The sequence below is a fragment of the Streptomyces sp. SID8374 genome (assembly GCF_009865135.1).
In the GTDB taxonomy this organism is placed as follows: Bacteria; Actinomycetota; Actinomycetes; order Streptomycetales; family Streptomycetaceae; genus Streptomyces.
On sequence record NZ_WWGH01000001.1, the window covers coordinates 2,015,687 to 2,038,679 of the forward strand.

Sequence of the window (22,993 nt, forward strand, 5' to 3'; positions counted from 1 at the left end):
CCGGCGGACCGGGGCCTGCCACACCGGTGGAGCGGGGAGGGTCAGCTGCTCAGCGCGGTGATCGTGAGGGTCGCGCGGTAGCCGCCCTTCTGGACGGAGTCCGGGATCTTCAGATCGAGGTCGGCGCCCAGCTTGGCCGTGCCGCGGGCGTGCCCCTGGGGAGCGGAGCCGAGGCCGCGGGAGACCGCCAGGCCCTCACCCTTGCCGTCGTAGCCGGAGGGGACCGGCGCACCGGCCTTGGCGCCCGCGCCCTCGTCGAGGACGTACGGCGTCCAGCCGAGGTAGGAGCCCGCGAACGTCTTCTGGGCGTCCTTGAACTGGCTCACGTCGGCCGAGACGGCCCACGGGGAGAGCGAGCGGCGGGTGTCCGAGACGAGGATGGGGTTGATCTTGCCGGAGGCGGTGAAGTGGTCGCCGTTCTCCTCCTTGGCGGTCCCGAGGTCCACCAGGCCGTTGTAGCCGTCGATGGTCCAGCCGAACTCGCCCGGAGCAGGCTTCGGCACGTTGACCTGGAGGGACTGGCCGTCACCGTTGTACGGGTGGACGCTCACCTTGTCGACGACGGAGCCGACGGGCTGGGCTGCGGTGGTGTTCTTGCACCAGTCGCCCTTGGAGACCTGGGAGTTGGGGGCCGCGCAGGTGCCGCTGCGGATGTTCTCCACGACGAGCTTGTCGTTGCGGACCTGGACCTTGACGTAGCTGCGGACGTGCTCCTGGTTCTGGACCGAGTTGTACCAGTAGCTGCCCGGGTTCAGCGGGTCGGCGCCGTTGCCCTCGCCGCTGGTGCCGCTGGAGTCGGGCGCGGTGATGTCGTAATACTTCGAGCCGGAGGCCGAGTTGGCCGTGACGTAGAGGACGCCGCCGGGGCCGGGGTAGACGTCGGCCGCGCCGGGCTGCTCCTTCGGGTCGGCCTTCTGCCCGTTCTTGATGAGGTAGCTGCGGGAGTAGCTGTGGTCATGGCCCTGGAGGACCATGTCGACGCCCAGCTTGGAGAAGGTCGTCGGGAAGTCGACCCGGCGGACCTTGTTGTCCTTGTCCTTGGCGTGCGCGGCCGGGGAGTAGATCGAGTGGTGGTAGACCAGCACCTTCCACTTGGCCTCGGAACCGTGCTGGTCGATGACGTCGGTGACGTACTTGGTGTGCGCCTCGTCGCCCCCGCCGCCCTGGGAGGTGGCGTAGCTGTTGCTGTTGAGGTCGATGAACAGCACATCCTTGTAGATGTACCAGTAGTTGCCGCCGGAGGTGTCGGAGGCCGGGTTGCCGTTGGCGTACAGCGCGGCGGAGCGGTCCGTGTTCGGCGTCGCGAAGTGCTGGTCGTACGCCTTGCTGCCGACGTCGTGGTTGCCGATGGTGGCCGCCCACGGGTACTGGCGCAGCTGGTCGGGCGCGAGGAAGGCGTTCCACTCGGCCTCGTTGCCGGCCTTCTCGACCTGGTCGCCGCCGGAGACCAGGATCTCGGCCTTCGGGTTGGCCTTGGTGGCCACGTCCAGCGTGGCCTGCCAGCCGGCCTGGTCCTGTGCCAGGTCGCCGGAGGAGCCGATCTGCGGGTCGCCGAGGAAGAGGAAGTCGTACTCGCCCTCGAAGTCCTGCGTCGCGAAGGAGTACGCCGGGGACCAGTTGCCCTCGGAGCCGACCCGGTAGGAGTAGGCCGTGTTCTCCTTGAGCCCGGTGAGGGTGGCGCGGTGGTTGTAGCCGCCGCTGCCGGGGATGTTCTTGGCGCCCAGGGCGTCGAAGGTCGCGGAGTCGGCGGGGAACGCGCCCCCGGAGAGCTGCGCGGTGGGGGCGAGCTGGACCTTCTGGGCGGTGTCGGCGGAGGAGTACCAGCTGACGGTGCGCTGGGTCTCGTTGGCGCCGACGCCCAGGACGATGCCGGTGAGGGTGGAGGACTCGGCCGCGGCGGCGGGCGTGACCTGTCCGCCGGAGAGGGCGAGGGTCAGTCCGAGGAACGCGGCGGTGGTGGCGGTGGCCATCCGGTGCCGCGCGGACCCTCGGGCCGGCCGGGAAGAGTTCGATCTCATGAAGTGTCGATTCTTCTGTGGAGGAACGGTGCATGTGTGCCATACACATGCGTGGGAAGGACGCCACGATCTCGGAGCCAGGTGAACGCCGCCCGAATGTGAGCCCGGTCGGGGCTGAACACCAGTGCCGCCTGCGGCTTCTACGATTCCGTCACCCGCTGCACGAACCAGATGAGCCCCATGACGGCGACCCCGGCCGACAGCGCGCCGGTGGCCCACAGGGCGGCCCGCTCCGAGCGGCGCCGCAGCAGCAGGAGGAGGGGGAACAGCACAGCGATGACGGCGAGTTGGACCGCTTCGATGCCGATGTTGAAGACCAGCAGCGACCACAGCAGCGTCCACGACCAGGCCGCCTCGATGCCGAGCGCGTCGGCGAAGCCGAGACCGTGCACCAGGCCGAAGCCGAAGACGACGCCGAGCCGGATCCAGCCTGCGCGGTCCAGCCCGCCCCGGTCCCCCTCCGGTGCGCGGAGCCCCGCGTTCCCCTCCCTCGCCCGGAGCTCCGTGGCGTCGGTGCCGCGCCCGCGGATCCGCCAGAGGTGCCAGCCGGCGACCACGGCGATGGACAGCGCGATGACGGGCTCCACCAGGTCCGCCGGGACGTCGACCAGCCCCAGTGCGGCCAGCATGAACGTCACGGAGTGGGCCAGGGTGAAAGCGGTGGCGGCGAGGACGACTTCGCGGGTCCGCCGGGATCCCGCGATGAGGGCGAGCAGGAAGAGGATGTGGTCGGTCCCGGTCAGCAGATGCTCGGCGCCGAGCCGGAAGAATCCCCAGAAGCGCTCCGGCCAGGACTGGCCGATCGAGAAGGACGGGTGGCCGGCGTCGAGTGCGGCGCTTCCCGTGCGGCCGTCGACGGCGTAGGTCGCGATGGTCTTCGTACCGGTGACATAGCCCTCGGAGTCGGGGAAGAGTCCGCTGCGGATCTCGTACTGCCCCGGGGTGTGCTGTTCGGGGCAGGCCCAGTCGAGGGCCAGCAGCGCGTAGGGCACGCCCTCCTCCTCGCCCATCCGGAACGTTCCGGCGGGGGCGGGTTCGCAGGCGGCGCCGCCCGCGGTGACCGCGAGGCGTTCGGTGACGTAGCCGACGGCTGTGGTGCGGTGGGCGTTCAGGGCCGCGGCCTGGGCGTCGGCGTCCCCGGCTTCGAACGCGTCGGTTCCGGTGCGGAAGAGCGGGTCGTTCGACCCGGCGTCGGCGGCCGAGACGACGAGAAGGTCGTACTCCAGTTTCAGTTCGGTCCTCAGCGAACTGTCGCCTACGGAGGTGACGTGCGCGTACACGGTGGAGGTGAAGCCATGGGCGGCGGCGGGCCGGACCAGGCCGAGAAGGACGAGGACCGCTGCGGCGAGTGCGAGCAGCGGTCGGCGGACACGAGGCGACATGGGGCTCCTTGAGGTTGCCCGTGCACCGTCCTGGTCGCGGATGAACCGGTGACGACGGCTCAACGAAGTGTGGAGAAACAAACGTTCGATGCCGGGCGGAGCGATGGAGATCGCCGGGGACTCAGGAGCAGGATGGAGTGACCCGCCCCGCCGCGGCTCCCTTCCCGGAGGACGATCGCCTTGCACCGCCAGCCCCTGGCCGCCGCCGCTCTGGTGGTGGCCGCCGCCCTGCTCACCGGATGCTCTTCGGGTGACGACTGGTCGAAGCCGCGCCCCAGCCCGTCCGCCGTCGGTGCCCTGGGCGCGGAGTTCATCGGTACGAAGGCGTCACCGGCGCCCGAGTCGACGGTCACGCCCCGCCCCGGCTCGTGGGCGGGGGTCCGCCCCTCGCCCGGCATGCGCGTCGTCCTGCTCACGGCGGGCGGCGACCGGCCGACGAAGACGCTGGTGACGGCGGTGGAGGAGTGGGCGGAGGACGAGGACGTGGCCCTGCGGACCGTGACCGCGTCCGGCCCCGCCGACCTTCTCCCCGCCGTGGTCAGGGCGATGGACATGCGCCCGGACCTCGTCATCAGCGCGGGCAACGACCTGATCGACCCCCTGGCGACCGTCACCCCGAGCCATCTCGCCCAGCAGTTCCTGATCGTGGGGGCGGAACTCGCCGAACCCACCGAGAACGTGACGGCGGTGGACTGGTCGGGGGCGTCGTTCCGCGGGGAGGGCCTCGGCGCGTCCTCGACGTACGACCCCGCCTCCTTCACCGGCCCCCGGTGCGCGGCCGCCGTGCGGGCGGGGACGGCGGCGGTGCTGAGCGGCCACACGGGGATCGTGGTGTGGCTGGACAAGTTCTAGGCGTACGAGTTCGGGGCGGGGCAGGTTCTGGGCGTACGAGTTCGGGGCGGGGCGAGTTGTAGCCGCACGAGTCCCGGGGCGGCCCAAACCCCAGCCGTACGAGTCCCAGACGGCGCTAGCTCTAGCCCGCGGCGAGGGCGATCCGGTGCAGCCGTTCCAGCCGGGTGCGGGTCTCCTCGTCCACCGGCGGATAGCTGACCAGGCGCGGCCCGCTCGCCGGGCCGAGCCAGAGGTTGGTGTGCTCCACGTGCAGCAGCCCCACGCGCGCGTTGCGGATGTACTTGGTCCTCCCCCGCTGGTCGACCACCTCGTGGCGCCCCCACACCTCCCGGAACTCCGGCGACCGCGTCTCCAGCCGGTGCAGCAGCGCCTTCCAGGCGGGCTCGGCCAGGTGCCCGGCCATCGAGGCGCGGAACTTGGCGGCCATCATCCGCGTGACCTCGGGCAGGTCGACGATCGAGGCCCGCCAGTCGTCGTGGGTGAAGGCGAGCAGCAGGCAGTTGCGGTCCTCGGGCGGCAGCGCGTCCAGGTCGCAGAGCAGCCGGGAGTAGGTGCGGTTGTACGCGAGGACGTCGTACCGGCTGTTCTGGACGCAGGCCGGAATGGGGTCCAGCTGCTCCAGCATGGTCCGCAGCGCCGGGGTGACCGTGGGGCACTCCGTGCCGGGGGCCGGGTCGGGGGCGGCGGCGAGCGCGAAGAGGTGGGCGCGTTCGCTGGGGTCCAGGAGCAGCGCGCGGGCGAGGGCGTCCAGCACCTGGGCGGAGACCTGGATGTCCCGGGCCTGTTCCAGCCAGGTGTACCAGGTGACGCCGACGGCCGAGAGCTGGGCGACCTCCTCGCGGCGCAGCCCGGGCGTACGGCGCCGACGGCCGCGTACGAGACCGACCTGCTCGGGCGTGATGCGCTCGCGGCGGCTGCGCAGGAAGGCGGCCAGCTCGTGCCGCCGGATCTCGGCGGCGGACGCGGCACCGCTCCCGGACGCGGTCCGCGTGCTGTCCGGTGCGAGCAGGGACTCGGCTGCCATGGTCGTCATGCCTCCAGCGTGCCGGGTCTCCCGGCCTGTTGCCAGGTAGCGCTGGTACCAGGATAAACAGACTCTGGTACCAGGCTGGGATGGGCGGCACAGTCGACAGCGTGAGTGAATCATCCGTACACACATCCCTCGGTACGGCGGCCCGGACGACGGCCCCCGTCCGCCACCACGACCACCCCTCCCCCGCGCTCGGCACACTGGGCCTGTTCACCGTGCTGCTGGGCGCCGCGCTCCCGCTCATCGACTTCTTCATCGTCAACGTGGCCCTGCCCACGATCGACCGCGATCTGAACGCGGGCCCGGCCCTGCTCGAACTCGTCGTCGCGGGGTACGGCCTCGCGTACGCCGTCCTCCTCGTCCTCGGCGGCCGGCTCGGCGACATGATGGGCCGCCGCCGGCTGTTCCTGATCGGGATGGCGGCCTTCGGGATCACCTCGCTGGCCTGCGGGCTCGCCCCCGACGCCTGGACGCTGGTCGGCGCCCGGGTGGCCCAGGGCGCCGCCGCCGCGCTGATGCTGCCGCAGGTGCTGGCCACGATCCAGGCGGCGACGCGGGGCCGGCGCCGGGCCCGGGCGATGAGCCTGTACGGGGCGACGGCCGGGCTTTCCATGGTCGCGGGCCAGATCCTGGGCGGGGTGCTGATCGCCGCAGCCCCGATGTCCTCGGTGTTCGGCGAGAGCGCGGGCTGGCGGTCGGTGTTCCTGGTGAACGTGCCGGTGGCGGTGGTGGGCCTGGTCCTGGCCGTCCGCGCGGTGCCGGAGACCCGGTCGGAGCGCCCCGCCCCCGTCGACGTACCCGGAACGCTACTCCTGGCGCTGTCCCTGGTGACGTTGCTGGCCCCGCTCACGGAGGGGCGGGCGGCGGGGTGGCCGCTGTGGACCTGGGTGTCGCTGGGGCTGTTCCCCTTCTCCGCGTACGCCTTCTACCGGGTGGAGCGGCGGGCCGACCGGCTGGGCCGCGTACCGCTGGTGCCGCCGAGCCTGCTGCGGCTGGACTCGCTGCGGCGGGGGCTGGCGCTGGTGGTGCCGTTCTCGATCGGGTTCGGCGGTTTCATGTTCGTGATCGCGGTGGCGCTCCAGCAGGGGTTGCGGATGGGCCCGGCGGCGGCCGGCCTCTCGCTCGCCCCGATGGCGCTGGCGTTCTTCGGGGCCTCGCTCGCCGGTCCCCGCCTGATCCGCCGCTACGGCACCCGGGTCGTCACGGCGGGCGGGCTGATCCAGGCGGTGGGCGTGGTGGTGCTGGTGCTCACGGTGCGCTACGAGTGGCAGGGGCTCGGCCTGTGGGGTCTGCTGCCCGGGGTGGCCGTCGCCGGCCTCGGCCAGGGTCTCCAACTCCCCGTACTCTTCCGGATCGTGCTCTCCGACGTACCGCCGGAGAAGGCCGGGGTGGGCGGCGGCGTGATGACGACGACGCAGCAGGCGGCGCTGGCTCTGGGGGTGGCCACGCTCGGCACCCTGTTCCTGGCGCTGGTGCCGGGCCTGGGCATGCGGGACGCGCTGGTCGTGACCCTGCTGGTGCAGCTGGCGGCGGTGGCGCTGACGACCGGGCTGAGCCTGCGGCTGCCGCGCACGGTGGCGTGAGCGTGACGGAAGCGGATTGGAAGGACAGCGCTTTCTGTCCGCCTGCCCAGCACCGCTTCACCTCGGACGGGACTGCCCCGACGCACCTGCTGATGATCGAATCCCCATCACCTTCATCATCTTTGCAACGATAAAACAGAAAGCGCTTACCCACCTGTTGCCTTTTCCGTCGGGGCTGCCCTTCACTGTGAACGGCAGCCCGTCGGCCACCGGACAGCCGGCTGCCTCCGTCCTCAAGGAGGAAGGCCCATGCGGCGTTTGGCCGTACTCGTCTCCGCCCTGTTGCTCGTGTCCCTCGCCCCGGGCCAGGCAGCCGCTCAGCCCCCCGACCTACCGCCGCAGGAACCGGGCGTGACCATGCGGGTGTTCGACGTACAGATGGTTCTGGAGGACTTCTGCACGCTCAAGCCCGGACAGACGCCCAACGTCGACGAGTTGAAGCCGACGATCGACTGGACCACCGCCGAGGACTTCGGCATGGACGGGAAGTTCGTCACCGAGGTCACCGCGTACCTCGACGTCGAGTCGGCCGGGAAGCATGACTTCCGCATCACCAGCGACGACGGGTCCCGGCTGATCATCGACGGTGCGGAGATCATCGACAACGGGGGCAAGCACGGCGCCCGGCCCAAGGAGGGCTCGGCCGAGCTGACCGAGGGTCACCACGCCCTGCGGATCGACCACTGGGACGGCGAGTACGACCAGCGCCTCCTGCTGGAGTGGCGGCCCCCCGGAGCGAGCGCGTTCTCCGTCGTGCCCACCTCGGTGCTGAGCACCGACGCCGACGTCACCCGGGTCACCTCGCCGGGCCGCAAGCTCTGCGAAGGCATCGACGAGTCACCGGGCGACGGCCTGCCGCTGGCCGGGGTCCACCCCGACTACACGCTGACCGACCTGCGGCCCGCCGGTTTCGAACCGCAGGTCACCGGCATGGACTGGCTGCCCGACGGCCGACTGGCCGTCAGCACCTGGGGCGGCAGCCGGGAGAGCCGGCTGGGGCAGGTCCACCTTCTCGACAACGTCACCGGTGCCACCGACCCGTCGAAGGTCACCACGAAGCTGGTCGCCGAGAACCTGCTGGAACCGATGGGCCTCAAGTACGTGGACGGCACCCTCTACGTCTCCGAGAAGGACGGCCTGACCGCGCTGGTCGACGAGGACGGTGACGAGGTCACCGACGAGTACCGCAAGATCGCGACCTGGCCGTTCGGCGGCAACTACCACGAGTTCGCGTTCGGGCTGCTGTACGAGAAGGGGAACTTCTACGTCAGCACGGGCATCGCCATGGTCCCCGGCGGCGCGACCCAGGACCCGCAGAACGTGCCCGACCGCGGCTCCACCCTGAAGATCGACAAGGAGACCGGCGAGGTGTCCTACGTGGCCGGGGGGCTGCGCACGCCGAACGGCCTCGGCTGGGGCCCCGAGGGCGAGATCTTCGCCACCGACAACCAGGGCGCGTACGTGCCGACGTCGAAGCTGGTCCGGATCGAGCAGGGCGCCTTCTACAACCACCACACGAACCCGGACGGCGTCCACGACGACCAGCCGGTGACCGAGCCCGTGCTGTGGCTGCCGCACGGTGAGATCTCCAACTCTCCGAGCAATCCCCTCCTCCTGCCCGAAGGGCCCTTCGCCGGGCAGATGGTGTTCGGCGACGTGACCTACGGCGGCCTCCAGCGGGCGTACCTGGAGAAGGTCGGCGGCGAGTACCAGGGCGCGGTGTTCCGCATGACGCAGGGCCTGGAGGCCGGGGTCAACCGGATCAGTCTCGGACCGGACGGGGCGATCTACGCCGGTGGCATCGGCGACTCGGGGAACTGGGGCCAGGAGGGCAAGCTCAAGTTCGGCCTCCAGAAGCTGTCGCTCACCGGTGACCAGGCCTTCGACATGCGGGCCATGCGCGCGGTGGAGGGCGGCTTCGAGATCGAATACACGCAGCCGCTGTCGGAGGAGACCGCCGAGGATCTGGCGGCCAAGTACCAGGCGCAGCAGTGGCGTTACGTGGCCACCCCGAGGTACGGCGGCCCGAAGGCCGACGAGAAGACCCTCGACGTCACCTCGGCGACGCTCTCCGGGGACCGGAGGACCGTGACGCTGAAGATGGACGGCCTGCGCCCCGGCCACGTGGTGCATGTGCGGTCACCGCGCCCGTTCGCGGCTACGAGCGGCGAGGAGCTGTGGAGCACCGAGGCGTGGTACAGCCTCAACACGCTGCCCGACGGCTCGAAGGCGCCGCCGGTGTACGAGGCGGAGTCCGCCTCGCTGGCCGGTGGCACCAAGTTCAACGACAACCACTCCGGGTACTCCGGCACGGGCTTCGTCGACAACAACTGGGAGCCGGGCTCCCGCACCACCTTCGCCGTACGGGCCGGCAAGGAGGGGAAGCACGATCTGGCGCTGCGCTACGCGAACGGGCAGAACGCCGACCCCGAGCCGAAGCCGCGGTCGATGACCCTTTACGTCAACGGTGAGCGGCGGCAGCAGATCTGGCTGGACTCCACCGTCACCTGGAACACCTGGGCGACGCACGTCGAGTCGGTGCCGCTGCGCAAGGGTGCCAACACGATCACCTACGCGTACGAGCCCGAGGACGACGGCCATGTGAACCTCGACAACCTGACCGTCACCCCGACGGAGCGCACCACTCTCTTCGACGGCTCGGACCTCGGCGCCTGGGAGTCGAAGGACGGCGGTCCGGCGAGGTGGCCGGTGGCGGACGGCTCCATGGAGTCGCTCGGCGGGGACATCCGGACGAAGGAGAAGTTCGGCGACTTCCGGATGCACGCCGAGTGGTACCAGCCGGACTACCCGCCGGACGTCACCGGGCAGGCCCGGGGCAACAGCGGGGTCTACATCCAGGAGCGCTACGAGCTCCAGGTGCTGGAGTCCTTCGGGGTCGACGTACCCGCCAAGGACGATGCCGGGGCGATCTATCTGCGCAAGGCCCCGGACGTCAACGCGGCGACCCCGCCCGGCACCTGGCAGAGCTACGACATCGAGTTCCGGGCCGCTCGCTTCGACAGCGACGGCAGGAAGACGGAGGACGCCCGGGTGACGCTGCGGTGGAACGGCGAGCTGGTCCACGACGACGTGGCCATCGCCGGTCCCACGGGTGCGGGCCGCCCGGAGGGCCCCGCACCGGGTCACATCATGTTGCAGGACCACGGAGACCCCGGTGAGAACCCGAGGTTCCGCACCATCTGGATCGAGAGGCTCTGAGGCCCGCCGTCACCGTACGACGACAGCGGTGCGGCCCTCCCCGCCACCGGGGGCCGCACCGCTTCGTGTTGTCATCCCCGCCCTCCGCGCTCAGACGCGCAGGAAGCCTCGGGCACGCAGGGACCTCTCAGTCGCGCAGGGAGAGGTAGTACGCGCCGACCTCGGAGAGATAGCCGTGGTCGGTCGTCTCGCTGTCGGTGGTGAACCGCGGGGCCGCCTTGATCTCGTCCCGGGACGGCGCGACCTTCACCGTCCGCGCCTCGGCGTCGACGGCGGTCACCGCACCGGCCGGGATCAGCACGCTCCGGCCAAACTTCCAGACCCCGGTGTCGACCACCAGGTGCTGCATACCGGGTGTGTCGTCCTGGCGTTCCACATGCCCTATGACACCGTCGGCGGCCTCGACGTCGAAACCCGCCAGCGGCAGATCCGCGGCATAGCCGCTGCCTTCTCCGAACCCCCACACTTCGCTCACGGGTACGTCTCCTCACTCTCCCCCGGCCCGAGGCCGGGCATCTTGCCGGTCGCTTCATCCGACTGCTGCCCCGGTATGGGCCCGGCACGCTCAAGTGGCCTGCTGAGTACGGGAGAAGACGGGCCGTCAGGTTGGGCGGGAGGGGCAGAGCACGGCGAGAGCGGCACCCGCCGTTCAGCTTCCGCCCGCTGTGCGGCCTAGGCCTCCTGGGGGTGGCCGCCGTCGCCCTCGACCACGAGCCGGTCGGTGCCGGGCTCCTCCGCCCCTTCGACCACCGTCACGTCGATCTTCCCGTCACCGGTGGTGTCGAACTGGTAGAGATCCGCGACGCCGTCACCGGTCGTGTCCGTCATCCACACGTCGGGCTTCCCGTCGCCGTTGGTGTCCGCGCTGAGGAGGACATGGTGCTCGTCCCCCTGGGTCACCGTCGCTTCTTCGGTGGGGCCGTTGGTTTCCATGGCGGCCGGGTGCCCCCGGAGGGCGGTTCAAAACCGCGACGGTCCGCGGTGGGAGGAGCCCGGCGGCCACCGGCGGCGCCCGGCAAGCGCCGGGACAGAGGAGGGATGCTCAGCTACGACGACGAGGCCCGGCACTACGACGCGTCCCGAGGCGGCGAACCGAGAGCCCGGGCCGCGGCGGACGCGGTGGACGCCGTCGTGACCGTCTGGCTGCTGCATCTGCTGCCGGACCCGGAAGCGGTGCTGACCGAGGCGGCCAGGGTGCTGCGGCCGGGCGGGGTGCTGATCACCACCGTCGACAAGAACGACGGATACTTCGCCGAGGACAGCGACATCGCCCGAGTGACGGCGGACCTACGGCACCGGTACGCACCCCAGGTGCCCGACAGCTCCCCCCGGGTGCTCCGTTGGGCGACGGAGCGGGGACCGGCGGTGGCCGGCCGGACGGTGTTCCCCGGCATCGGGCAGGGCCGCAGCCCCCGCAGGTGGCGCGAGGCGATCGACGCGGGCTACGTCTCCTGGTGCACCCACGCGCCCCCGGACCAGGTGGCCGGTGTACGCCGTCGCCTCGCCGCCCTACCGGACCAGGACACGCCCCGCCCGGACCCGCGGTACCGTCTCGTCGCCTTGAAGTCGTGATCGAGGCCGAGCGGACCGTCTGTACGGAGCGCTGGCTACGGTGGAAGGGCTTCGCACCGCGCCAGTTCTGGACCAGGTAGGCGCCGGCAGCACGGCAGAAGGCGCGTCAGAAGACGGACAGCCCGGTGAGTGTGGTGAAGCGGTCGAGGGCCGAGACGCCCGCGACCGAGTTGCCGCGCCTGTCGAGGCCCGGGCTCCAGACGCACAGGGTGCACACCCCGGGCACGATGGCGATGATCCCGCCGCCGACGCCGCTCTTGCCCGGCAGCCCCACCCGGTAGGCGAACTCGCCTGCCGCGTCGTACGTCCCGCAGGTGAGCATGACCGCGTTGACCTGCTTGGCCTGGCTGCGGGTCAGCAGCGCGGAGCCGTCGGTCCGGACGCCGTGCCGGGCCAGGAACCCCGAGGCGAGGGCCAGGTCCGCGCACGAGGCCTCGATGGAGCACTGGCGGAAGTAGGCGGCGAGCAGGGTGGGGACCGGGAGCGTGATGTTGCCGTAGGAGGCCATGAAGTGGGCGAGCGCGGCGTTGCGGTCCCCGAAGGCCGCTTCGGAGGCGGCGACCTCCGGCATGAAGTCGATGGCGGGGTTGCCGCTCTCCGCGCGCAGCAGCTCCCGCACCTGGCCCGCCGCGTCCCCGGTCAGGGCCTGGAGCCGGTCGGTCACCACCAGGGCACCGGCGTTGATGAACGGGTTACGGGGGATACCGTTCTCGTACTCCAGCTGCACCAGGGAGTTGAAGGGGTTGCCCGAGGGTTCGCGGCCCACGCCCCGCCAGAGCTGCTCGCCGTCCAGGGAGAGCGCCAGGGCCAGGGCGAAGACCTTGGAGATGGACTGCGTCGAGAACGGCTGCTGCCAGTCGCCGACCCCGTAGACGGTCCCGTCCGGCTCCGCGACGGCCATGCCGAACCGCCGGGGGTCGGCACCGGCGAGCATCGGTATGTAGTCGGCCGGGGTGCCGTGGTCGGTCAGGGCGGCCATCTCCTCGGCGATGCGGCTGATCACCGGGGAGAACCGGTGGGAGCCGGTGCGCGGGGCGGGGCTGATTTCCCGAGGGTCGGCGGAGGTGTGGGACACGGCGTTTCCTGACGGGGAGGGGTGCGGGAGGCCCGAGGGCGGGTGGGAGGCCGCCCACAGTCTGACCCGCCCACCGCATACGGCCAAGAAACCCCTCGCCCTGTGCCCCTGCGTCGGCTCCCGGCCGGTTCAGGTCCCCCGCGTCCAGAGGAACCGGAGCTCGGGGTGGCGGTGGCCGGGCGCGTCCAGAAGCGGGCGGTGGAGTCCCAGCAGGAACCGGTCGAAGAACGCGGTGGTGCAGGCGCGGGTGACTGTCGCGGCGCGGTGCGGGGCGATCGTGCCGAGGTAGTCGCTGAACAGCGGCTCGGGCCACCGCTCCCGGAGCCCGGCGGCGTCCGCGAGTGCGGGTACGTCGGTGGCCGAGAGGTGACCGCCGCCCGCGAGGTGCAGGTGTCGGCCCCAACTGCGGTGGTGGGCCCGCCACTTCGCCCATGTCTCGTGGTCCGGCGAGGAGGTGAGCAGCAGGAAGGGCCGGTCGAGTCCGGTCTCGGGCACGGTGGTGCCGAACAGGCCGCCGTCCAGGTCCAGCCCCGCGACGAAGCGCCGGTCGGTCCGCATGGCCTCGGCAGCGGCGGCCCCGCCCAGGGAGTGGCCGAGCAGCCCGATGCGGTGGACGGCGACCCCGGCGAGAGGGCGGCGGCGACGGCCCAGCGCATCGGCGACACAGCGCAGGTCGGCGGCGCGCACGGCGACCTCCAGCCGGTCCTGGGCGTCCCAGTCGTCCGGTTCGGCCGGCAGGGCGCCGAGCACCAGGCGGCCGTCGGGGAAGCGGACGGCGGCGGCGTCGTAGGTGTGGTCGACGGCGGCGACGAGGTGCCCGTGGGAGGCGAGTTCCTCGGCCAGACCGCTGGTGAGGATGCGCGAGGCGCCGCGCCCGTGGCTCAGCACCACGGCGGACCGGGTCCCGGGGGCGGGTCGGCCTCCTGCCCGTGCGTGGGTCCCGACCCCCTTGAGCACACCCGGCCGCATCCCCCAGTCGGCCTCCAGTGCTGCGGCGGTGCCCGGGTCGGTGTAGGGGACGGCGGGGTTACGGGGGTGGGGCGCGGGAGCCGGGGAGCCGGTGGGGTACCAGAGCTGGACCATGAGCTTGCGCGGCCCGGGCCGCGAGGCGAACGGGTCCGGGCGCCCGAAGTCGGTGAGCGGCAGGGACCGGGTGGAGACGGAGTGCCGGCCGGTGGGACGCGGCAGTACGGCGACGGGCGCGGTGGCCGGGGAGCGAGGGTGAGCGGCGGCGGTGGCGGTCGGCAGGGCGCCGGAGCCGAGGGCTGCGAGGGCGACGGCGAGCGCGGCACGTCTGGTGAACACCGGTGTCTCCTCGGGCGGGAGGGAGGGGCGATCGGGGAGAAAGCCAGCCACACCCTATTTGGTCTGGACCAATCGCGGGAGGTGTTCCGCAGGAGTCTTCGGGGCGGACCCTCGGGGCAAGAGCCCTCCGCGCGCCGCTCCGGCAGACGTACGGAGCGACTTCCGGGGTGGAGCGAAAGGTCTCGCTCCACCCCGGTTTCAGGTCAGCGCCGCCCCCTGGTCGCAGCCCGGAAGACAAGCGGGCCGCCGGAGGGATTTCCGGCGGACGACGGCCCGTCGAATGGCCGGGGAAACGATGTCCTCGGCGCGGGTCCCCCTGTCAGGACTCGCAGGGAAGGCCGCCGACACGGGCGGTGTAGGCCGCGGAGACCCAGCGGTTGGTACCCACCTTGCGGAAGCCGTTGGTGGTGGACACCTCCGCGAGGATCGTGGCGCCGTTGGCGTAGGACCCGACGACCGAGTAACTGGTGCCGGGACCGCTGCGGATCAGCAGGCCGCCGCTGGCGTTGACCCTGTAGTAGCACTGGGTGGCGAGCACACCGGCCGGCGCGAGCTCCACGGCCCCGCCCGTCGTCCGGGCGGGTGCGGCGGCCTGGGCCGTGAGACCGCTGCCGAGGAGCGCGGCGGCGGACAGGACCGCCACGGCCGCCGCGCGGGCGGCGGAGCGACGCGGTGACATGGTGCGGCGTGCTGCTGTGACCGTCATGGAATCGATTCCCCTTGCGTCGTCGGTTCTGGGTGCGGAACACGTACGGAGGAGCAGGCCCTGGTCCGCCGAGCGGTGTCACCGCTCAACAAGCACTGGACCCGCGCATGACGTTAGCCCCACCGGGACGGTCAGCCGCCGGGACCACGAGAACCTCCCCAACCGGAACGGACTTCCCGACGTACCCGGCGAGCGCGGCACCGTCGGGAGCCGCCCTCCGGGGCGTGGCGGAACGCTGGTGGTACCCGGACAGCAGGACGCCCCACCATGCCGCGCACGGTGGGGCGTCGCTGGACCGGCAACGGTCAGACGGTGCCGAGCTTCCCGTCCTGTACGCCCGCCACGAACGCGCTGAACGCGCCGGCGGAAACGTCGATGACCGGGCCGTCCACGCGCTTGGAGTCACGGACCGGGACGATGCCGCGGGAGGCGGCGAGGTTGGCGGCCACCTCGACGCAGTTGCCGCCGTTCGCGCTGTACGAGGACGTGAACCAACGGGGAGATTCGGTCTTCACGGGGTGCCCCTTCCGTAGCAGGAAGCCCCACCATGGACGACCCGGCGAGGCGGGCGCCAGAGGGCCTCCCGGACCGGTGTCCCGCTGGGTGATGGCCGAGCCCGCGACCAGGGAGGCGGGGAGGTACGAGGTCGCCAGCAGCACCGGCTTGCCGTCCAGTACGAATCTCCGGCTCCTGATGCACGCGCTCTCCCCCTCCTCCAGGCCGAGCGTCCTCGTCACGTTCTCGGAGGCAGCACCTTCGCGCACCTCCACCTGGTCCCGGTTCCGAATTCGGCCTCCCAGACAGAGCGTCCGGACCCCCACTGCTCGTACGCCAGTCGCTGGATTCCGCGACGCCGCCGCTGCGGCATCCGGGAGACGCAGGGCCACCGGCCCTTGTCCCAGGGCCACAGCCTGCACGCTCACCCCTCGGAGCGTGGTGCAGAACGTCAGGTGATCCTCCGACGCTCCGGCCAACTCCAGCGCCCGAAGGCACTGGCGCCGCGCGAGCCCGTGCGGTCCTTCGTCGACCGCCATGTGACCCGTGAGGCAGCAGAGGTCCGACGCCGCCGACATCTTCGCCTCGCGTACGTCCTCCGGCCCGCTGGTCCGCAGGAACGGCACGGCCGTGTTCACCAGAAACGCAGCGGCGAGCGGGCGGGCAGTGCGAACTCCGAACCGGTCGTCCATCGCCGAGAGTTGCTCAGTCATCGCGGCGACCGTGTGCACGTCGGAGCAGCCGATGCGCGTACGGACTCCGCGCTGCACGGCTTCCATACGGGCCCACTGCCTCCGGCCGGTCTGGCACGGTGAGCACGACCGAGAACAGGGCAACCCCCAGCACGCTACGGCGGGACGGGTCCATTTCCGACCTCCGAAAGTCAGGGGTTCGGCGGGACTCCGGTCCTCCCCGGACAGCAGAACGCCCCACCATGCTCGGCACGGTGGGGCGGCGCTGGACCGGCAGGGGTCAGGCGGCGTCGAACTTCCCGGCCTGCACGCCCGCGACGAACGCGGAGAAGGCGGCGGTACGGACGTCGAGGACCGGGCCATCCACGTCCTTGGAGTCGCGAACCGGGACGATGCCCCGCGAGGCGACGAGGTTGGCGGCCACCTCGATGCAGTTGCCGCCGTTGTCGCTGTACGAGGACTTGAACCAACGGGGGGATTCGGTCTTCACGGGGTGCCCTTTCGCAGCTTGCTGATCTTGGCCACAGACGCCGTCTTCGACAGCGCCTCGCCCTGAAGTTGATGGTAGGTCGTGAACATGGGTGCCACTACCGATGTTTCACGCTCGACGTAGCCCTGCGCCTGCGATTCGGCGTACGCGACGATGGACCGGTCGGCCATGGTCAGCAGGTTGACCGGCAGGTAGAACGCCCTGCGCTCGCCGAGGCTGAACGGCGCCACCTGGATGATCCAGTTGGGCCGCGCGGACATCTCCTCCAGCCGTCGGAGCTGAGCGTTCATGACCTCCGGACCGCCGACCGCCTGATGGAGGCAGCTCTCGTCCATGACGACGAACATCATCGGCGGCTGCGAGCGCACCAGGGCCGCCTGCCGCTGTTCCAGGAACGCGACTCGCTCGTCTGCCTGTTCGTAGGTGATGGAGCCTCGTTCCACGTGCCCGTAGGCCACAGCCCGAGCGTAGTCCGGCGTCTGCAACAGCCCAGGAACGAGACCGACATCGAACAACCTGATCTCCACTGCCCGGCCCTCGTACCCCACGTACTCCGGGAAGCCCTCCAGCAGCGAGCCGTTGCGCATTTCGGCCCACTCGCGCTCGAAGGAATCCGCCGTGCCTGTCGTACCAAATGCCTGGTCAGACTTCCTCGAAAACCGCAGAGTCGGCGGTTTGCGAACAGTTTCCACGGCCGAAATGTGCTGACTGGAGTACCCGATCTTCGGGGCCAGCACATCCTGGCTCCACCCCCGCTCCTCCCGGTATCGCCGGATACGGGCACCGAAGGCAGCCTGCGGGCTGCTCTCGGGGTTCAGTTGCTTGATGTTGGCCATGCCGCGCCCCCTGTCCCTTCCTTCAACTTCAGTCAGTTGAAGGGTTCTTCACGGTAGGTCACTCTGAATCGCCCCGGTAGCCGTTCAGCTACAGAGAGGCGCGAATGATGTACGGCGTGAACGCTCGTCCGATTCCCGAGGAACCACCCCCTGACCTGCCCGCCCCCGGCACCCTCCTGGCCGACACCAGCCGCAGCAACCGCGTCGGCGAGTTCCGAGGGGTCGCCGGCCTCTACTGGTCCCTGCGCCCCGTCGGCGGCGGGCGCGAGTGGGAGGTGGAGCCCCGGCACGTACGCCCCGCGCTTCCCATAGAGCTGCTCCGCGCCCGTACCGCGCGGGCCAACGCCCGCAGTCGGGGTGAGGTGCTGTGAGCAGGCCCCTCGCCCGGTCACGGGTTCGGCTCGCCCTCGCCCTGGGGGCCGCAGAGGTACATCTGCGGCTCCGGCTCCCCCGGCTCATGTGGGCGCTCACCCGGCGCCCGGCCGTTCGGGAAACCCCCTTCGCCGAACTCGTACGCATCGAGTCCGACCCCGCCTACCGGGCCCTGTTCTGCGCCGAGTTGGACGCGGCGCTCCACGACCGGTTCGCGGCCCGCACCGCCATGGTGGAGGAGATCGAGGCGGCGACCGAACGGCTCAAGGCCCTGATCCGGCACGGCGACCACGAGCGTGCCGCGTGAGGCGCGCGAGTTACGCCGCCGAGATCACCGTGACCGTCGGGCAGCGGTTCGCCTCGCTCGGCGGAGTCACCGTACGCAACCGGCGGCTCGCCCTCCTCTGGCTCCGCAGACAGGCCCTCCGCCTCGCCGACGGACACGGAAGTGCCGTACGGGACGCCTCACCCGGCGACGTACGGCCCGTCCGCTTCCACGGCTCCGACGCACCCGAAAGGCTGCGGTTCTGGGCCACCGACGGCCCCCGCCAGGACGACGCGATACGGGCCCTCGAAGCCGGATTCCCCCTGCTGCTCACCGTCGTCGACCCGGCGGTCGGGCTCAGCCTGACCCTCGCCGGGTGGCGCGGCCGCCTGGCCGACCATCTGTAGGCCCTCCACGGAAGAGACCGACGTGCTGCAATGCACCGCCGTGACCCGGGCTCCCCTCAGCGACGTGCTGACCGCCCTCGTCACCATGGACGGCGGGCCCGACGACCCGCCAAGCGTCTTCACCCCGGACCACCACCTCCTGTGCGAACTCGCAGAACACGACACCCACACCGAGCACGCCGCACTCCTCTCACCGGCCGAGGCGCCCCACCGGCCCGCCCTCTGGTTCTTCTGGACCGGCAGCGGCACCGACCGCGTCCACCGGATCGCGGCCGTGCCCTGGTGCCCCGCCGTACTCCGCACCTTCGCCACCGACTCCGTGTTGCAGTGCGCGTTCTTCGACCGCCACACCGCACCCCACTCCTGGGACGTGACCGACCCGCTCGGCGACCTGCTCGCCGGACCGGTCACCTCCGGCGACGTGAACGACGATCCCCGAGAGCGGCCCCAACCATGAACCAGTGCACCGCCGTTGTGTTGCTCCCGCCCCCGGACCACGTGATCGCCCTGTCGATCCCCGGACACCGCCCCGAACCCGGACACCTCCTCTGCGAACTCGGCGAGGAACACCAGGGCCACGAAAACCACCAGGACCACGAGGACACCGATCACGCGGCGATGCTGTGGGAGGAGGGCGGTCGGCACGGCGGCGCCGTCTGGGCGCGGTGGAACACCGAACGCACCGAACTGGTGCCCCTCCCCTGGTGTACCGCCCTCGACTCCCGTGGCGAGGCGTGCGGACTCTTCGCCCGGCACCCGTCCGGGCACAGCTGGGAGGTCACCGACCCCACCGACGAAGCGATCATGCGGGTCCTCGCGGAGCAGCACCCCCATCTGTTCCCCGAGCGCAGGGAAGGGGGCGGGGCGGGTTAGGCCGGGGTCCGGCGGTAAAAACTTCGACAGCGGGCGCGGTGATCGGGGACGCTTCGCGCGATGACCGGAATCGATGACACACCGCCCGCGTGGGACGATCGCACCCAGCTCACCACGTTTCTCGACTACGCGCGGGAGACCGCCCGCGCCAAGTGCGCCGGCGTCTCCCCGGAGAACGAACGCAAGGCGCTCCTGCCGGGCTCACCGCTGATGACCATGAGCGGAGTGATCAACCACCTCCGCTGGGTCGAGAACTACTGGTTCGAGGTGGTCTTCCTCGGCGAGGAGGACCGGTCCCCCATGACGGACGAGGACCCCGACCGCGAGATGCGCGTCGCCGTCGGCTTCCCGCTCACGCAGCTGCTGGAGGAGTACGCGGAACAGAGCGCCCGCTACCGCGAACTGGTCGCCGCACACGACCTGGACGAGCGGGCCGTGGGAACCATCCGCGACGGCCTCCACGTCGACCTGCGCTGGATCCTCCTCCACCTCACCGAGGAGACGGCCCGCCACAACGGCCATCTGGACATCCTGCGCGAGATGCTTGACGGCACGACCGGCTAGACCCTGTCGCGAAAGTGGATCTTGGCCATCGGCGCAACCGAAAGAGATCCCCACGACGCCCACTCCGCGTTGGTCGGCCTGCGGCACCCCGTAGAAGCCCAGGCACTCCGCGTCGTGGGCCGCGCGGACCGTGTGGTCCTCGGGGGCGATGCCCAGCGCTCCGTACAGACCGGCGCCGAAGGCGTGCCGCCGGTGGCCGGAGGCAGGGGTCCGCCTCGATCACCGGACGGCTCGTTAGGGTCACACGTATGACGACATCCCTTACCGGCAGCGCCTTCGACTCGCTCCGCCACGACGCCATGCGCGACCAGGAGGCGCTGCGCCAGGCGTACGAGCTTCCCGGCGCCGCGGCCGTACGCAAGCAGATGACCGAACTCACCGAGCAGACGCAGCGGTTGATCGGCTGCTCGTCGCTGGTCCTGGTCGCCAGCGCGGACGCCGAGGGCAACTGCGACGTCTCCCCGCGCGGCGGCCCCGCCGGGTTCGTCTCCGTCCTGGACGCGCGGACGGTGGCGATACCGGACGCGACCGGCAACAAGCGCCTCGACACCTTGCAGAACGTCATCGCCACCGGACGGGCCGGGCTGCTGTTCCTCATCCCCGGGCGCACGACCACGCTCCGGGTGAACGGCCGGGCCTGCGTCTCCACCCGGCCGGAGCTGCTCTCCCAGCTGACCGCCGTGGGCAAGCCGCCGGCCAGTGCGCTGGTGGTCGGGATCGAGGAGGTCTACCCCCACTGCCCCAAGTCCCTTCTGCGCAGCGGGGCTTGGAAGCCGGAGCAGTGGCTGCCCGCGGACGCCCAGCCGACCTCGGCCGAGGTCACACTGGCCCAGCTGCGGATGCCGGAGCTGACGATCGCCGACATCGAACAGGTGGAGGCGGACTCGCTGAAGTACCGGTACGAGTGACGGGGCGCTCAAGCGCGCGGCGGCCCGTACGGCGGTGGGCCCGGATCATCCGTGATCCGGGCCCACCTTCGTACGAACTACCGCTCAGGCGTCAGCTCTGCGCGGGCGGCGTGTCCTGCCCGCCCGGCTCGGCGGCCGTCGTGGCCGCCTGGGCCTCGGCGCGCTCGCGCATCTTGCGTACGAGCTCCTGCTTCTTGTCCTCGGCCGCCTTGCGGTCGGCCCCTCGCGCGGAACCCGCGCCCTGCTGTTCGGCGCGGGACAGCTTCTTGCGCTGTCCGCCGACGCCGAGAAGGTTGTTGCGGCTCTTGGCCACGGCGTTCTCCCGTTCGTGGTGAGAAGTGAGGAAGGAAGTGATCGGGTGATCGAGATCGATCCGGTCGATCCGCCGGTCCGGTGGGCGGCGGGTGGTCGGACCCCCGCCGCGCTCTCACTCGTAGATCTGGAAGAACGAAGACATGCCGGAACGGTACCCCGCTGCCGGAGCACCCCGCACCAGATTTTCAGGCGGTCGGGTCGACCGTCGCCTGGTGGGCCTCGGTCAGGTGCTCCTGGGCCTTCAGCCAGGGCAGGAACTGCGCGGAGCGGCGCCAGCCGCAGGTGGAGCACGTCAGCTCGCGCGACATGCCCGACTTCCGTACCTGCACGACGTGTTCACGGCCGTGCTGGTCCCATCTGGTGACCTTGCTGGTGGTGATCGACGGCATCGCGTACCTCCCGGGACGGCGGCGGGGGCTCCGGTGGACTGTACGACGAAGCCCCCGGTTCCGTACCCGGAACCGGGGGCCTCACGCGCCTACAGAGGCGTACGGGAGCGTCAGCAGCCGACCAGGCGGGCGCCGAGGTAGGCCTGGATCTGGTCCAGGGAGACGCGCTCCTGCTTCATCGTGTCGCGCTCGCGCACGGTCACCGCGTTGTCGTCCAGGGTGTCGAAGTCGACGGTCACGCAGAACGGGGTGCCGATCTCGTCCTGGCGGCGGTAGCGGCGGCCGATGGCGCCCGCGTCGTCGAACTCGATGTTCCAGTTCTTGCGCAGGTCCGTCGCCAGGCCCTTGGCCTTCGGCGAGAGCTGCGGGTTGCGGGAGAGCGGCAGGACCGCGACCTTGACCGGCGCCAGGCGCGGGTCGAGGCGCATCACGGTGCGCTTCTCCATGACGCCCTTGGCGTTGGGCGCCTCGTCCTCGATGTAGGCGTCCAGCAGGAACGCCAGCATCGCGCGGCCGACACCGGCCGCGGGCTCGATGACGTACGGCGTCCAGCGCTCGCCGGCCTCCTGGTCGTAGAACTGGAGGTCGGTGCCCGAGGCCTTGGAGTGGGCCTTGAGGTCGTAGTCGGTGCGGTTGGCCACGCCCTCCAGCTCGCCCCACTCGCTGCCGCCGAAGCGGAAGCGGTACTCGATGTCCGCGGTGCGCTTGGAGTAGTGGGAGAGCTTCTCCTTCGGGTGCTCGAACCAGCGCATGTTCTCCTCGCGCATGCCGAGGTCCGTGTACCAGTTCCAGCGCTGGTCCATCCAGTACTGCTGCCACTCCTCGTCCTCGCCCGGCTTGACGAAGAACTCCATCTCCATCTGCTCGAACTCACGGGTCCGGAAGATGAAGTTGCCCGGAGTGATCTCGTTCCGGAAGGACTTGCCGACCTGCGCGATGCCGAACGGCGGCTTCTTGCGCGAGGTCTGCTGCACCTGGCCGAAGTTGGTGAAGATGCCCTGGGCGGTCTCGGGGCGCAGGTAGGCGATGGAGCCGGAGTCCTGGGTGGGGCCGAGGTGGGTGGAGAGCAGGCCCGAGAACTCCTTGGGCTCCGTGAAGGTGCCCTTGTTGCCGCAGTTGGGGCAGTTGAGGTCGGCGAGGCCGTTGACCGGCGGCTTGCCGTGCTTCTCCTCGTACGCCTCCTCCAGGTGGTCGGCGCGGTAGCGCTTGTGACAGGAGGTGCACTCGGTCAGCGGGTCCGAGAAGGTGGCGACATGGCCCGAGGCGACCCAGACGTCCGGGGCCAGGATGACCGACGAGTCGAGACCGACCACGTCCTCGCGCGAAGTGACCATGTAGCGCCACCACTGGCGCTTCAGGTTCTCCTTCATCTCGACGCCCAGCGGCCCGTAGTCCCAGGCGGCGCGCTGGCCACCGTAGATCTCACTGGAGGGGTAGACGAAGCCACGGCGCTTGCTCAGGCTGACGATGGTGTCGATCTTGTCGGCGGCCACGGTGCTCTCTTCATACGACGATGACGAACGGCGAATGATTCAGGTTACCGGCGCGCGCACCCCCTGGATCAAATCGGTGCGGGCGCGAGGAGCCGCCCGGCAGCCGCTATGTGATCTTCCGGGCATCTCATCAGCCTTGTTGACAATCGTTT

25 protein-coding genes and 2 pseudogenes are annotated in these 22,993 nt (G+C 70.9%); 11 read left to right on the plus strand and 16 right to left on the minus strand.

Annotated elements, in window-relative coordinates; translation table 11 throughout:
* Nucleotides 1-41: 41 nt before the first annotated feature.
* Together GTY67_RS09030 and GTY67_RS09035 are read right to left on the minus strand one after the other, a co-directional pair.
* Complete coding sequence (locus GTY67_RS09030; RefSeq protein WP_161278331.1) at nucleotides 42-2,018, minus strand: metallophosphoesterase family protein; 1,977 nt, start codon at nucleotides 2,016-2,018, stop codon at nucleotides 42-44.
* Nucleotides 2,019-2,158: 140 nt separating this feature from the next.
* The gene (locus GTY67_RS09035; RefSeq protein ID WP_161278332.1) at nucleotides 2,159-3,400 is read right to left on the minus strand and encodes a HupE/UreJ family protein; all 1,242 of its coding nucleotides are present in this window, start codon (nucleotides 3,398-3,400) and stop codon (nucleotides 2,159-2,161) included.
* A 180-nt stretch (nucleotides 3,401-3,580) separates the two neighbouring features.
* Here GTY67_RS09035 and GTY67_RS09040 point away from each other — a divergent pair, with 180 nt between their 5' ends.
* Nucleotides 3,581-4,252: a hypothetical protein gene (locus GTY67_RS09040; RefSeq protein WP_093693315.1), complete on the plus strand. Its 672-nt coding sequence runs from the start codon at nucleotides 3,581-3,583 to the stop codon at nucleotides 4,250-4,252.
* A gap of 121 nt (nucleotides 4,253-4,373) precedes the next feature.
* Here the strand turns inward: GTY67_RS09040 and GTY67_RS09045 are convergent, their stop codons facing one another.
* Nucleotides 4,374-5,285: a helix-turn-helix domain-containing protein gene (locus GTY67_RS09045; protein ID WP_202461388.1), complete on the minus strand. Its 912-nt coding sequence runs from the start codon at nucleotides 5,283-5,285 to the stop codon at nucleotides 4,374-4,376.
* Nucleotides 5,286-5,386: 101 nt separating this feature from the next.
* Between GTY67_RS09045 and GTY67_RS09050 the strand changes: the two genes are divergently transcribed.
* Complete coding sequence (locus GTY67_RS09050) at nucleotides 5,387-6,865, plus strand: MFS transporter (RefSeq protein WP_343238655.1); 1,479 nt, start codon at nucleotides 5,387-5,389, stop codon at nucleotides 6,863-6,865.
* Between the two features lie 249 nt (nucleotides 6,866-7,114).
* Nucleotides 7,115-10,084 carry a family 16 glycoside hydrolase gene (locus GTY67_RS09055; RefSeq protein ID WP_161278333.1) on the plus strand — a complete coding sequence of 990 codons (2,970 nt, stop codon included), beginning with the start codon at nucleotides 7,115-7,117 and terminating at the stop codon, nucleotides 10,082-10,084.
* Between the two features lie 127 nt (nucleotides 10,085-10,211).
* On the opposite strand, the gene GTY67_RS09060 is transcribed toward GTY67_RS09055, so the two are convergent.
* Entirely contained in the window at nucleotides 10,212-10,559 is a 348-nt protein-coding gene (locus GTY67_RS09060) for a hypothetical protein (protein WP_093693312.1), read from the minus strand.
* A gap of 197 nt (nucleotides 10,560-10,756) precedes the next feature.
* Nucleotides 10,757-11,017: a hypothetical protein gene (locus tag GTY67_RS09065; protein ID WP_093693311.1), complete on the minus strand. Its 261-nt coding sequence runs from the start codon at nucleotides 11,015-11,017 to the stop codon at nucleotides 10,757-10,759.
* Nucleotides 11,018-11,122: 105 nt separating this feature from the next.
* Between GTY67_RS09065 and GTY67_RS09070 the strand changes: the two genes are divergently transcribed.
* The gene (locus GTY67_RS09070; protein ID WP_161278334.1) at nucleotides 11,123-11,656 is read left to right on the plus strand and encodes a methyltransferase domain-containing protein; all 534 of its coding nucleotides are present in this window, start codon (nucleotides 11,123-11,125) and stop codon (nucleotides 11,654-11,656) included.
* A 106-nt stretch (nucleotides 11,657-11,762) separates the two neighbouring features.
* Here GTY67_RS09070 and GTY67_RS09075 read toward each other — a convergent pair whose 3' ends face one another.
* From GTY67_RS09075 to GTY67_RS09105, 8 genes and pseudogenes are all read right to left on the minus strand, one after another.
* Nucleotides 11,763-12,731: a glutaminase gene (locus GTY67_RS09075; RefSeq protein ID WP_161278335.1), complete on the minus strand. Its 969-nt coding sequence runs from the start codon at nucleotides 12,729-12,731 to the stop codon at nucleotides 11,763-11,765.
* A 129-nt stretch (nucleotides 12,732-12,860) separates the two neighbouring features.
* The gene (locus GTY67_RS09080; RefSeq protein WP_161278336.1) at nucleotides 12,861-14,036 is read right to left on the minus strand and encodes an alpha/beta hydrolase; all 1,176 of its coding nucleotides are present in this window, start codon (nucleotides 14,034-14,036) and stop codon (nucleotides 12,861-12,863) included.
* Nucleotides 14,037-14,355: 319 nt separating this feature from the next.
* Nucleotides 14,356-14,742, minus strand: a complete 387-nt coding sequence (locus GTY67_RS09085; RefSeq protein WP_093693307.1) for an SH3 domain-containing protein — start codon at nucleotides 14,740-14,742, stop codon at nucleotides 14,356-14,358.
* 305 nt (nucleotides 14,743-15,047) lie between these two features.
* Entirely contained in the window at nucleotides 15,048-15,257 is a 210-nt protein-coding gene (locus tag GTY67_RS09090) for a DUF397 domain-containing protein (protein WP_161280009.1), read from the minus strand.
* 63 nt (nucleotides 15,258-15,320) lie between these two features.
* A pseudogene (locus tag GTY67_RS09095) lies at nucleotides 15,321-15,598 on the minus strand (UTRA domain-containing protein); the annotation flags it as partial.
* Nucleotides 15,591-16,173: pseudogene (locus GTY67_RS34830) on the minus strand (tetratricopeptide repeat protein); the annotation flags it as partial. The pseudogenes GTY67_RS09095 and GTY67_RS34830, both read right to left, overlap by 8 nt.
* Before the next feature lie 36 nt (nucleotides 16,174-16,209).
* Nucleotides 16,210-16,419 (minus strand): DUF397 domain-containing protein, encoded by a 210-nt coding sequence (locus GTY67_RS09100; RefSeq protein WP_161278337.1) that lies wholly within the window; start codon nucleotides 16,417-16,419, stop codon nucleotides 16,210-16,212.
* Nucleotides 16,416-17,255, minus strand: a complete 840-nt coding sequence (locus GTY67_RS09105; protein ID WP_161278338.1) for a helix-turn-helix transcriptional regulator — start codon at nucleotides 17,253-17,255, stop codon at nucleotides 16,416-16,418. The genes GTY67_RS09100 and GTY67_RS09105 overlap by 4 nt, the downstream gene beginning before the upstream one ends.
* Before the next feature lie 107 nt (nucleotides 17,256-17,362).
* On the opposite strand from GTY67_RS09105, the gene GTY67_RS09110 reads away from it, so the two are divergent.
* The 7 genes from GTY67_RS09110 (at nucleotide 17,363) to GTY67_RS09140 (ending at nucleotide 20,644) form a co-directional block, all read left to right on the plus strand.
* Nucleotides 17,363-17,626 carry a hypothetical protein gene (locus GTY67_RS09110; RefSeq protein WP_161280010.1) on the plus strand — a complete coding sequence of 88 codons (264 nt, stop codon included), beginning with the start codon at nucleotides 17,363-17,365 and terminating at the stop codon, nucleotides 17,624-17,626.
* Nucleotides 17,623-17,934 (plus strand): hypothetical protein, encoded by a 312-nt coding sequence (locus GTY67_RS09115; RefSeq protein WP_161278339.1) that lies wholly within the window; start codon nucleotides 17,623-17,625, stop codon nucleotides 17,932-17,934. The genes GTY67_RS09110 and GTY67_RS09115 overlap by 4 nt, the downstream gene beginning before the upstream one ends.
* Nucleotides 17,931-18,299, plus strand: coding sequence for a hypothetical protein (locus tag GTY67_RS09120; RefSeq protein WP_161278340.1), 369 nt, complete (start codon nucleotides 17,931-17,933; stop codon nucleotides 18,297-18,299). The genes GTY67_RS09115 and GTY67_RS09120 overlap by 4 nt, the downstream gene beginning before the upstream one ends.
* 22 nt (nucleotides 18,300-18,321) lie before the next feature.
* The gene (locus GTY67_RS09125) at nucleotides 18,322-18,756 is read left to right on the plus strand and encodes a hypothetical protein (RefSeq protein ID WP_161278341.1); all 435 of its coding nucleotides are present in this window, start codon (nucleotides 18,322-18,324) and stop codon (nucleotides 18,754-18,756) included.
* On the plus strand, nucleotides 18,753-19,172 hold the full coding sequence (locus GTY67_RS09130) for a hypothetical protein (protein WP_161278342.1): 420 nt from the start codon (nucleotides 18,753-18,755) through the stop codon (nucleotides 19,170-19,172). The genes GTY67_RS09125 and GTY67_RS09130 overlap by 4 nt, the downstream gene beginning before the upstream one ends.
* 60 nt (nucleotides 19,173-19,232) lie before the next feature.
* Nucleotides 19,233-19,736, plus strand: coding sequence for a DinB family protein (locus GTY67_RS09135; protein WP_161278343.1), 504 nt, complete (start codon nucleotides 19,233-19,235; stop codon nucleotides 19,734-19,736).
* 248 nt (nucleotides 19,737-19,984) lie between these two features.
* Nucleotides 19,985-20,644: an MSMEG_1061 family FMN-dependent PPOX-type flavoprotein gene (locus GTY67_RS09140; protein ID WP_161278344.1), complete on the plus strand. Its 660-nt coding sequence runs from the start codon at nucleotides 19,985-19,987 to the stop codon at nucleotides 20,642-20,644.
* 91 nt (nucleotides 20,645-20,735) lie between these two features.
* Here the strand turns inward: GTY67_RS09140 and GTY67_RS09145 are convergent, their stop codons facing one another.
* From GTY67_RS09145 to GTY67_RS09155, 3 genes are all read right to left on the minus strand, one after another.
* Nucleotides 20,736-20,957 (minus strand): DUF6243 family protein, encoded by a 222-nt coding sequence (locus tag GTY67_RS09145; RefSeq protein WP_161278345.1) that lies wholly within the window; start codon nucleotides 20,955-20,957, stop codon nucleotides 20,736-20,738.
* Between the two features lie 187 nt (nucleotides 20,958-21,144).
* Entirely contained in the window at nucleotides 21,145-21,348 is a 204-nt protein-coding gene (locus GTY67_RS09150) for a hypothetical protein (RefSeq protein WP_093693298.1), read from the minus strand.
* A 110-nt stretch (nucleotides 21,349-21,458) separates the two neighbouring features.
* Complete coding sequence (locus GTY67_RS09155; RefSeq protein ID WP_093693297.1) at nucleotides 21,459-22,841, minus strand: glycine--tRNA ligase; 1,383 nt, start codon at nucleotides 22,839-22,841, stop codon at nucleotides 21,459-21,461.
* Between the last annotated feature and the right edge of the window lie 152 nt (nucleotides 22,842-22,993).

Coding starts and splice junctions, on each gene's coding strand:
- GTY67_RS09030 (WP_161278331.1), bottom strand. CDS start 2,018: ATGAGATCGAACTCTTCCCGGCCGGCCCGAGGGTCCGCGCGGCACCGG.
- GTY67_RS09035 (WP_161278332.1), bottom strand. CDS start 3,400: ATGTCGCCTCGTGTCCGCCGACCGCTGCTCGCACTCGCCGCAGCGGTC.
- GTY67_RS09045 (WP_202461388.1), bottom strand. CDS start 5,285: ATGACGACCATGGCAGCCGAGTCCCTGCTCGCACCGGACAGCACGCGG.
- GTY67_RS09055 (WP_161278333.1), top strand. CDS start 7,115: ATGCGGCGTTTGGCCGTACTCGTCTCCGCCCTGTTGCTCGTGTCCCTC.
- GTY67_RS09065 (WP_093693311.1), bottom strand. CDS start 11,017: ATGGAAACCAACGGCCCCACCGAAGAAGCGACGGTGACCCAGGGGGAC.
- GTY67_RS09070 (WP_161278334.1), top strand. CDS start 11,123: ATGCTCAGCTACGACGACGAGGCCCGGCACTACGACGCGTCCCGAGGC.
- GTY67_RS09085 (WP_093693307.1), bottom strand. CDS start 14,742: ATGACGGTCACAGCAGCACGCCGCACCATGTCACCGCGTCGCTCCGCC.
- GTY67_RS09105 (WP_161278338.1), bottom strand. CDS start 17,255: ATGGCCAACATCAAGCAACTGAACCCCGAGAGCAGCCCGCAGGCTGCC.
- GTY67_RS09110 (WP_161280010.1), top strand. CDS start 17,363: ATGTACGGCGTGAACGCTCGTCCGATTCCCGAGGAACCACCCCCTGAC.
- GTY67_RS09130 (WP_161278342.1), top strand. CDS start 18,753: ATGAACCAGTGCACCGCCGTTGTGTTGCTCCCGCCCCCGGACCACGTG.
- GTY67_RS09135 (WP_161278343.1), top strand. CDS start 19,233: ATGACCGGAATCGATGACACACCGCCCGCGTGGGACGATCGCACCCAG.
- GTY67_RS09140 (WP_161278344.1), top strand. CDS start 19,985: ATGACGACATCCCTTACCGGCAGCGCCTTCGACTCGCTCCGCCACGAC.
- GTY67_RS09150 (WP_093693298.1), bottom strand. CDS start 21,348: ATGCCGTCGATCACCACCAGCAAGGTCACCAGATGGGACCAGCACGGC.